Annotated in this window: 11 protein-coding genes; 9 read left to right on the forward strand and 2 right to left on the reverse strand. The window is 64.5% G+C overall.

The features are described 5' to 3' along the window. Nucleotides 1-13: 13 nt before the first annotated feature. The gene (locus NO876_RS10995; protein ID WP_256421717.1) at nucleotides 14-997 is read right to left on the reverse strand and encodes a transcription initiation factor IIB; all 984 of its coding nucleotides are present in this window, start codon (nucleotides 995-997) and stop codon (nucleotides 14-16) included. A 372-nt stretch (nucleotides 998-1369) separates the two neighbouring features. Between NO876_RS10995 and rnhA the strand changes: the two genes are divergently transcribed. Continuing rightward, nucleotides 1370-1966, forward strand: coding sequence for a ribonuclease HI (gene rnhA, locus NO876_RS11000; RefSeq protein WP_256421718.1), 597 nt, complete (start codon nucleotides 1370-1372; stop codon nucleotides 1964-1966). Next, nucleotides 1959-2663, forward strand: coding sequence for a DUF7108 domain-containing protein (locus tag NO876_RS11005; protein ID WP_256421719.1), 705 nt, complete (start codon nucleotides 1959-1961; stop codon nucleotides 2661-2663). The genes rnhA and NO876_RS11005 overlap by 8 nt, the downstream gene beginning before the upstream one ends. Nucleotides 2664-2678: 15 nt before the next feature. Here NO876_RS11005 and NO876_RS11010 read toward each other — a convergent pair whose 3' ends face one another. Beyond that, nucleotides 2679-3038 (reverse strand): PadR family transcriptional regulator, encoded by a 360-nt coding sequence (locus NO876_RS11010; RefSeq protein WP_256421720.1) that lies wholly within the window; start codon nucleotides 3036-3038, stop codon nucleotides 2679-2681. Between the two features lie 292 nt (nucleotides 3039-3330). Between NO876_RS11010 and NO876_RS11015 the strand changes: the two genes are divergently transcribed. The 7 genes from NO876_RS11015 (at nucleotide 3331) to thrS (ending at nucleotide 9238) form a co-directional block, all read left to right on the forward strand. Then, nucleotides 3331-3864: an inorganic diphosphatase gene (locus NO876_RS11015; protein ID WP_256421721.1), complete on the forward strand. Its 534-nt coding sequence runs from the start codon at nucleotides 3331-3333 to the stop codon at nucleotides 3862-3864. Between the two features lie 266 nt (nucleotides 3865-4130). Then, on the forward strand, nucleotides 4131-4262 hold the full coding sequence (locus tag NO876_RS11020; protein WP_256421722.1) for a hypothetical protein: 132 nt from the start codon (nucleotides 4131-4133) through the stop codon (nucleotides 4260-4262). Nucleotides 4263-4349: 87 nt separating this feature from the next. Further along, the gene (locus NO876_RS11025; protein ID WP_256421723.1) at nucleotides 4350-5297 is read left to right on the forward strand and encodes a rhomboid family intramembrane serine protease; all 948 of its coding nucleotides are present in this window, start codon (nucleotides 4350-4352) and stop codon (nucleotides 5295-5297) included. Between the two features lie 3 nt (nucleotides 5298-5300). Then, nucleotides 5301-6110: an endonuclease V gene (locus NO876_RS11030; RefSeq protein WP_256421724.1), complete on the forward strand. Its 810-nt coding sequence runs from the start codon at nucleotides 5301-5303 to the stop codon at nucleotides 6108-6110. Between the two features lie 124 nt (nucleotides 6111-6234). Continuing rightward, nucleotides 6235-6762, forward strand: a complete 528-nt coding sequence (locus tag NO876_RS11035; protein ID WP_256421725.1) for a hypothetical protein — start codon at nucleotides 6235-6237, stop codon at nucleotides 6760-6762. 67 nt (nucleotides 6763-6829) lie between these two features. Continuing rightward, the gene (locus NO876_RS11040) at nucleotides 6830-7222 is read left to right on the forward strand and encodes a hypothetical protein (protein ID WP_256421726.1); all 393 of its coding nucleotides are present in this window, start codon (nucleotides 6830-6832) and stop codon (nucleotides 7220-7222) included. Between the two features lie 90 nt (nucleotides 7223-7312). Further along, nucleotides 7313-9238 carry a threonine--tRNA ligase gene (thrS, locus tag NO876_RS11045; protein ID WP_256421727.1) on the forward strand — a complete coding sequence of 642 codons (1926 nt, stop codon included), beginning with the start codon at nucleotides 7313-7315 and terminating at the stop codon, nucleotides 9236-9238. The last annotated feature ends 384 nt before the right edge of the window (nucleotides 9239-9622 follow it).

Raw genomic sequence — 9622 nt, forward strand, 5'->3', positions numbered from 1 at the left:
CGCTCCCGACGCCTCAGCTGTGGATGCCCATCGCCTCGATCTGCTCTTGGTACCGGTTCCGGATGGTGACTTCTGTCACCTGCGCGACGTCGGCGACCTCGCGCTGGGTCTTCTTCTCGTTACAGAGCAGCGAGGCCGCGTAGATCGCCGCGGCCGCGAACCCCGTCGGGGACTTCCCGGAGAGCAGTCCCTTCTCCGCTGTGGTCTCGATGATCTCGTTCGCCTTCGATTGGACCTCCTTCGAGAGTTCCAGTTCCGAGCTGAAGCGCGGGACGTACTTCTTCGGGTCGACCGGTTTCATCTCCAGACCGAGCTCTTGGGAGATGTAGCGGTACGTCCGCCCGATCTCTTTGCGATCCACACGCGATACGTCCGAGATCTCCTCCAGCGAGCGGGGAATCCCTTCTTTTCGACAGGCGGCGTAGAGCGCGGAGGTGGCGACGCCCTCGATGGATCGTCCGCGGATGAGGTCCTCGTTGAGCGCGCGTCGATAGATCACGGACGCGACCTCCCGTACGGAGCGCGGGACGCCGAGCGCCGACGCCATTCGATCGATCTCCGAGAGCGCGAACTGGAGGTTCCGCTCGCCCGCGTCCTTCGTCCGGATGCGCTCCTGCCACTTGCGCAGGCGGTGCATCTGCGAGCGCTTCCGTGAGGAGATCGAGCGGCCGTAAGCGTCCTTGTCCTTCCAGTCGATCGTCGTCGTCAGCCCCTTGTCGTGCATCGTCTGCGTCGTGGGCGCGCCCACGCGGGACTTCGATTGCCGCTCGGAGTGGTTGAACGCCCGCCACTCCGGCCCGGGATCGATCTGCTCCTCCTCGACGACGATCCCCGTCGGTTCGTGAATCAGTTCGCCGTCGCCCGTGCGGACGAGGTCCTCCTCGTCCATGTCCTCGAAGTCGATGTCGTCTTCCGCTTCGTCCGCCTCGTCCTCGCGTTCTCCCTGCCATCGCGTCCTCTCGACGTCCTGTTCCCGCTGGCGGGTGGGCCGTGTCATCGCATTTTTATATTCGCTGTCTCGACGAATTTAAACCCTCCGCCGATTGAGGGTCGTTCACGGAGTTCATTCCACCCGACGGACGAGTGTTTATATACGAACGAGCGGCCAGGACCTCCGTGATCTGACGCGGGACCCGCGTCGGGCCGCGATTGCTCGGCACGTCGACGCGGGGAACGACGAGGAAGTTGCCGTCGCTGGAGGACCGACGGCGACGGGGCGTCGTTGCGAGCGGGTGCCGACTGTACGCCATTTTCTCCCAGGACTGCCTCAGTCGATACACCGAGTCGGTCAGCGCGGTCCGACCGTCGAGTCGACCAGGTACCACTCCGACATCGAATCCTTCTTTCGCGCTCCCGCTGTCCTTCGGGTATGCCGAGTGTGGAGTGCGATCCCGACGTCGCACGCGAACGGCTCGAAGCCGCCGGCGTCGCGGTCGAAGCGGGTAACACCGACTACGAGCGCTGGCGCGCCGAGCGGGGAGAGGCGACCGCCGTCGCCTACGACGATAAGGTCGTCGTGCAGGGGTCGCGGCCGACGGATCTCCTGGCGTTGCTCCGCGGGGACGGTGGCGGACGGGCCCACGTCTACTTCGACGGCGCGAGTCGTGGCAATCCAGGACCGGCCGCGATCGGGTGGGTGATCGTCACGAGCGACGGGATCGTCGCCGAGGGCAGCGACCGAATCGGCGAGACGACCAACAACCGCGCCGAGTACGAGGCGCTCAAGCGGGGGCTCTCGGCCGCCCGGGACTACGGATTCGACGAGGTCGACGTCCGCGGGGACTCCCAGCTGATCGTCCGGCAGGTGAAAGGCGAGTACGACACCAACAACCCGGAACTCCGCGAGCGACGCGTCAGGGTGCTAGAGCTGCTGGACTCCTTCGAGCGGTGGTCGCTCGAACACGTACCGAGAGCGGTAAACGATCGCGCGGACTCACTAGCGAACGAGGCGCTCGACGATGCCTGAGGATGAAACTCCAGTGGACGACCTGGGACAGAGAAACGACGGCTCGGCGGCCGGCACCGACGATTCACCGGCGGCCGAGGCCGACGATGGCCCGGCGGCCGAGAGGGACGAAGAGCCGACGACTGCGACGGACGGTGCGTCGACGGCCGCGATCGATTCCCCGCCCGGAGAGGCCGTCGACGAGGCCGAGCGACTGACCAGACTGGCGAGAGAGGCGGCGGTCGAGGCGGCCGCCGAGGCGTACCGCGAACGCCGCGACGACCTCGTCGACGAGCACGATTTCACCGCCCGCGTTCGCGAGGAGGACGACACGCTGGTACTCTACCCCGAGGAGTGGGTCGAAGACGGCACCGTCCAGTTCGGACGGATCGAGAACACCGACCGCGCGGTGGAGGTATCGCTGTCGGGCCCCGACCACGGCGCGGAGTGGGACGCTGTCGAGGAAGCAAATCGAGCGATCGTCGACGACGTCGAGAGAGAATACGGCCCCGACCACGCCGCCAACGTCCGCGCCTTCGCGGACTTTATGAGCAATCACTACCTGAAGCGCGTCGACGACGCAACCGAGGCCGAAAGAGAGGAATTCCTCACGGAGTACTTCCAGCGGAACGTGTGGCCGTCGGACGCGCAGGAATCCATCGTCGCCGAGAGCGTCGATCTCGTGAACGAGGTCGGCGACGACGTGCCCGGACCCTGAGCCGTTTACGGCCTCTTATCGGTGCGTTTCGACGAGATCCGAGAGCTCCGCGGCGCGTTCGTCGTCGGCGACGAACTTCGCGAACATCCAGTCGAACTGATCCAAGAGCGCGTCGTGGCCCGCCTCGGTGAGTTCGTACTGGTTCGTCCGCTTGTCGAGTTCGCTCTTCTCGACGAGTCCCATCTCGACGAGGTCGTCGAGGTTGGGGTACAGCCGGCCGTGGTTGACCTCCGTCCCGTAGTAGGACTCGAGCTGTCGCTTGATAGCGAGGCCGTACATCGGTTCCTCGGAGAGGATCACGAGAATATTCTGTTGGAACGCCGTAAGGTCACGCACTACGCTATCTGCCTCGGTAACTGTTTGTGCCTCTGACATACCGGAGTCAAAGTCACCGTGATATTTAACGCTTCCCAACGCGCCCTCTGGAGAGGCATTATCGCCTGTATTCGGCCTATGGGGCCCGGCAATCGATCGATTAGCACAGTGTAACAAAGACCGATTAACCCCAAAAATGTATATTTGAAGACAAAATTGGATGCTCTTCGACGAATATCCACAGAGCATTCTACCGCGAATATCCGCTCCTGTGCGGTTGTGAACACGAATCACGGTCGGTACGCCGTAACGATGCGAAAGGACTTTTTGCCCGTTCGGAGACACTGCAGGTATGTCGAACCTCTGGAAAGACATCGAGACCGGACCGGACGCGCCGGACGTCGTCTACGCTGTCGTCGAGTGTCTGAAGGGCGAGCGGAACAAGTACGAATACGACAAGGACGTCCCGGGCGTCGTCCTCGACCGAGTGCTCCACTCGAACGTTCACTACCCCTCCGATTACGGCTTCCTCCCGCAGACGTACTACGACGACGAGGACCCCTTCGACATCCTCGTACTGGTCGAAGACCAAACGTTCCCGGGTTGTATCATCGAGGCACGCCCCGTCGCGCTGATGGAGATGGACGACGACGGCGAGAAAGACGACAAAGTGATCGCCGTCCCCGACGAGGACCCGCGATACGACGACGTTCAGGACGTCGACGACCTCACCGACCAGCAGAAGGCCGAGATCGCCGAATTCTTCGAGACCTACAAGAACCTCGAAGCGGGCAAGGAGACGGAGACGCTCGGCTGGGACGACGCTGCGGCCGCGAAGGACGCCATCGAGCACGCGATGGACCTCTACGAGGAGAACTTCGCGTAACGCGTTGTTTCAGCGGCACCCGTTCGTGTAACGCGCTGTTTCAGCGTTCAGGACTCGACGTTCGCGCCACGTTCTCGTTTCCCGTCGGGAGAGCTCGGATAGGCCTCGATCTCGGGATGTCTCGGGTCCCGCTCTCGACCGCGGTGAGGGTTCGTCCAGACGTTCCGACCGCCTCTGATATATCTACCAGTAATCCCTGCAGCGCTGGCGGATAATTTATGCGTATGGGTAATCTTTTGCGGGTGGAAAGCCAACGTCCAATCGTGATGGCCGCCAGTAAACCGCGCCTCGGTGTCGCTCACCCGACAGTCGTTCCCGGTGACCCCACTGCGGGGGGCGACGACGAGGCACTGACTGACGAGGCGAGCGACGAGGACGCCGAGGAACGGGACACGTAGGCCACTCGATCGCGAGGGTCGGAATCGCGACACGCCTCGCCGGGCGGAGGGGAACCGCTTTTACTCCCGCCGTGACTACGGAGAGTGATGGCTACCTGCGACGAGTGCGGGGCACACGAGAATATGCCGTACCAGTGTCGACGGTGCGGACAGACCTTCTGCGCCGAGCACCGGCTGCCGGAGAACCACGACTGTCCGGGGCTCGGTGACTGGGACGATCCCTCTGGAGTGTTCGACAGCGGCTTCGACGACTCGGTCCGGGACCGTGGTGGCGGATCCACCTCGAGGGGCTTCGCCGATCGGATCCTCGGCAGGGGCGGTCCCCTGGGGTACTTCCGCGGGAACATGAGCTACGTCTTCCTCGGCGTGATGTGGGTCACCTTCGCGCTGCAGTTCTTCGTCTTTCCCCTGCTCCTCGGCGCGTCGCCGCGGAGCAGCCTCTGGCAGGCGGCGTTCGTGCTCTCGCCCGGCCACATCGAGTACGTCTGGACGTGGTTCACCTCCATCTTCGCCCACGGGGGATTCACGCATATCGCGTTCAACAGCATCGCGCTGTACTTCTTCGGCCCGGTCGTCGAGCAGTACCTCGACACGAAGCGCTTCACGGCGCTGTTCTTCGGGGCGGGTATCGTCGCCGGCCTCGCTCAGGTGCTCTCGACGCTCCTGACGGTCGGCCCCTTCGGCGCGGGCGTCGTCGGCGCGTCCGGGGCGATTATGGGCGTCCTCGGCGTTCTCACCGTGTTGAACCCGAACCTGAAGGTGTATCTGTACTTCATCATCCCGATGCCGCTCTGGGTGCTGACGTTCGGCTTCGCCGCGTTCAGCATCGTCGCCGGATTCGGCGTCTCCGCCGGCGGCGGCGTGATCGGGGGCAACGTCGCCCACCTCGCACATCTCGCCGGACTCCTCGTCGGCCTCGCCTACGGCGTCCGCGTGAAAGGCCGCGTCGGCGTCCCGAAATCGCTGCAGTTCGGGGGCGGCCGGGGCGGTCCCGGCGGTCCGGGCGGACCGGGTGGCCCCGGCGGACGGTTCTGATATATGGATCCGATCCGCTCGGAATTCGTTCCCGACGCCTCGCTGACCCGCGAGGAAATGGAATCTCTCCAGCGGGAGGTCGCGGCGGCCGCGACGTGGGCTGACGTGTTCGACTTCGATCCCGGATCGATCGGAGCCGGTGGGGACCTCGCCACCGACGGCGACGCTCGACAGGCGACGCTCCCTCCCGAATCCCCTCTCCCACTCGTCGCCGGCGTCGATCAGGCGTTCCTCGACGACCGCGCGGTGAGCGTCGTGGTCGTCCGCCGCGGGGACGAAATCGTCGAGCGCGCCCACGCCGTGACCGATCTGGAGATCCCCTACATTCCCGGCCTGCTCGCCTTCCGCGAGGGCGGGCCGATCCTCGCCGCGTTCGCGGAACTGGAGTCTGAACCGGATCTCGTCGTCTTCGACGGCAGCGGCCGCATCCACTACAGACAGGCCGGATTGGCGACGCATATCGGCGTCACCCTCGACGTCCCGAGCGTCGGCGTCGCGAAGGGATTGCTTTGTGGGACACCCGACGACGTCGTCGACGGGCGTCCCGAGGGCTGGCGCACGCCGATCAGAGCCGACGACGACGTCGAGAACGCGGAGCCGGGAGAGACGATCGGCCACGCGCTCCAGTCCAAGCAGTACGACTCGCGACCGATCGTCAATCCGATCTACGTCAGCCCCGGCCACCGGGTCGCCGTCGACACCGGGACCGACCTCGTCGAGCGACTCTGTGACGGCTACAAACTCCCGGAACCGACGCGGCTCGCGGACGCCTACGCCGACGAGGTGAAGCGGAACGTGGCGTCGGGGGGGTGACGAGGCGGAGGGTGGCATCGGAAGGTCGACGTGACAGGACGTGACGTCGAGGGGCTTCCGGCGGCTACAACGACCCTTTGAGTCTACACAAGGGACTTTTGTCGAGCGTTCGTGGTGTCGGGTGATGCCCGCTTCCCGACGATCGATCGCTCTCGTCCTCGTGGCCGTCGTGCTTACGGCCGGCTGTCTCGGCGGGACGCCGTCGACTGGGACCGACTCGGCCACGCCGACGCAGACGCCGACAGCGACGGAGATGCCGGGGACCCCGACGCCGACGCCCGATCCGACGCCGGGCGAGACGTCCTCCGGCGAGTGGACGACGACCGAACAGGCGTCCGAGCAGCCGGATGCCGACAAGGCGATCCACGTGGAGAACAGGTGGAACCACTCCGTCGAGATCCGGATCAGCGTCGTCCGCGAGGCCACGAACGAGACCGTCTACGAGGAGACGGAGACGTTCGAGCCGGGCGCTGACCGCGACGTCTACAACCTCGAAGAAGCGAGCCCCGAGGGGATCGAGTCCTTCCGGATCACCGCGACGGCACGAAACTCCACCGAGAGCGTCACCATCGAGACGAACGCGTGCTACGGTAACGCGTACGTGGAGATCACCGAAGACGGGGAGCTGTACCCCTACTACGCCATCTGTTGATCTCTCGGCCTGCTCCCGCTCTGTGTCCCCACAACGCTCTTTTCGGTCGGACTAGAGCGCCGAAGTAATGTCCTCCGTACGCGTCGCTCTGGTCTCGCTTACCGTCCTCCTGATCACCGCCGGCTGTCTCGGTGCAGTGCCGTCGAACACGCCGGATACCGACAAGGCGGTGCAGTTGGAGAACGACTGGAATCGGAGCGTGGAAGTCGACCTGCGCGTCGTGCGCGGGACGACCGACGAGACGGTCTACGGGAAGACCCACACTCTCGATCCAGGCGCCGAACGCGAGGTGTACGACCTCTCGGATGCGAACCCTGACGGAGTCGAATCGTTCCGAATCGTCGCGTCGGCGCTGAACGCGACCGAGCACACCACGATTTCGACGAACGCGTGCCACGGCGACGCCTACGTGCGGATCGATGCGGATGGGGGTCTCGCCGTCTTCCACTCCATCTGTTGACTGCTCGTACAGACCCTCTGTCGCTACACTTCTGATCCGTCGTCCACCGACTCGAAAACACTTATTCGTGCGCTCGCACTCCGAACGCGTATGAGCGAAATCGTTGTCAGCCTCCCCGACGGCTCCGAACTGTCCGTTGCGGAGGACGCGACGGTCGAGGACGTCGCTTACGAGATCGGACCCGGATTGGGACGCGACACCGTCGCGGGCGTCGTCGACGGCGAACTCGTCGACAAGGCCGCGCCCGTTCACGACGGTGCCGAGATCGTCATCGTCACCGACCAGAGCGACGAGTACCTTCAGGTCCTGCGACACTCCGCGGCGCACGTCTTCGCACAGGCGCTGCAGCGACTCAACCCCGAGGCGAAGCTCGCGATCGGCCCCTCGACCGACGAGGGGTTCTACTACGACGTCGCGAACGTCGACCTCGACGCGGACGACCTAGACGAGATCGAAGCCGAGATGGAGACGATCCTGGCGGAAGATCTCCCGATCGAACGCGAACTCAGGACGAGAGAAGAGGCCCTCGAAACGTACGCTGACAACCGCTACAAGCGGGAGATCCTGGAGGACGAGGCGGCCGGCGAGGACCCCGTCTCCTTCTACGTCCAGGGCGACTTCGAGGACCTCTGTAAGGGCCCGCACGTCGAGTCGACCGGCGACATCGGCGCGGTGAAACTGCTCAACATCTCCTCGGCGTTCTGGCGTGGCGACGAGGACGAGGACACGCTGACGCGCGTCTACGGGACGGCCTTCGAGTCCGAATCCGACCTCGAAGAGTACCTCACGCTCCGGGAAGAGGCCCAAGAGCGGGACCACCGCAAACTCGGGCAGGAACTCGACCTCTTCTCGATCCCCGACGTCACCGGCCCCGGACTGCCGCTGTATCACCCCAACGGCAAGAAGATCCTCGACGAACTCGCCTCGTACGCGCGCGATCTGAACCTCGACGCCGGCTACGACCCCGTCGAGACGCCCCATCTCTTCCGGACGGAACTGTGGAAGAAGTCGGGACACTACGACAACTACGTCGACGACATGTTCCTGATGGACGTCAACGACGAGGAATACGGGTTAAAACCGATGAACTGCCCCGGCCACGCGACGATCTTCGATCAGAAGTCGTGGTCCTACCGCGACCTGCCCGTGCGGTACTTCGAGGACGGCAAAGTGTACCGGAAGGAACAGCGCGGGGAACTCTCGGGGCTCTCGCGCGTCTGGTCCTTCACGATCGACGACGGTCACCTGTTCTGCCGCCCCGAGCAGATCGAGCAGGAAGTGAATCAGGTGATGGAGGCCATCTACGAGGTGCTCGACACCTTCGACCTCGACGCCCACGTCGCGCTGGCCACGCGTCCGGAGAAGTCCGTCGGCGGCGACGAGATCTGGGAGCAGGCCGAGTCACAGCTCCGGTCCGTGCTCGAAAACCAGGGCATCGACTACGACCTCGAACCCGGAGACGGGGCCTTCTACGGACCCAAAATCGACTTCGCCTTCGAGGACGCGCTGGGTCGGAAGTGGGACGGTCCGACGGTCCAACTGGACTTCAATATGCCCGAGCGCTTCGAGCTCTCCTACACGGGCGAGGACAACGAGGACCACCGCCCGGTGATGATCCACCGCGCGCTGTACGGGTCCTACGAGCGCTTCTTCATGGTGCTCATCGAGCACTTCGACGGCAAGTTCCCGTTCTGGCTCGCGCCCGAGCAGGTCCGCATCCTGCCGATCAGCGACGACCAACTCGGCTACGCTCACCGCGTGAAGAACGAACTCGGCGACTTTCGGATTTCCGTCGAGGACCGCTCGTGGACGCTCGGTCGGAAGATCCGCGAGGCCCAGGAGGACCGCGTCCCGTATATGATCGTCGTCGGCGGCGACGAGGAGGAGGCGGGAACCATCTCCGTCCGCGACCGCAAGGAACGCGAGGATCAGGACGTCGAGATCGAGACGTTCCGCGCACACCTAGAGGACGAGTACGCCGAGAAGCGGATCGAACCCGACTTCCTCGACGAGTAATATCCACCCACCTTTTTGCTGCGTCGGGTCGCGCGCAGCGCGACCACTCCTTGCAAAAATCTGGACCAAAAAGATCCGACTCCGCCGTCTCCGGAAGAGCAGAGCTCTTCCGTGCTCCCGTTCGCTCCTGTCAGTCGCTCACGGGAACTCCGACGGCTCCGTCGGTGAACCGCTCGCTCGCTCCGTTCGCTCGCGGATGCTCAAGACAGAAGAGGACCTACGTACCGCGAGCGAACGAAGTGAGCGAGCGGGCCAAAGAACCCTCGAAGCGCGGCAACGCCGCGCTGAGGGGGTGACGCAGTGCTTTTGGTCCAGCTTTTGCCAGCGCGAGACGGCAAAGCCGTCTCGCTGGCCGTACGGCGCGCTTGGGCGCGCCGTAGACGA

The sequence above is a fragment of the Halobellus rarus genome (assembly GCF_024494595.1).
Lineage (GTDB): Archaea > Halobacteriota > Halobacteria > Halobacteriales > Haloferacaceae > Haloquadratum > Haloquadratum rarum.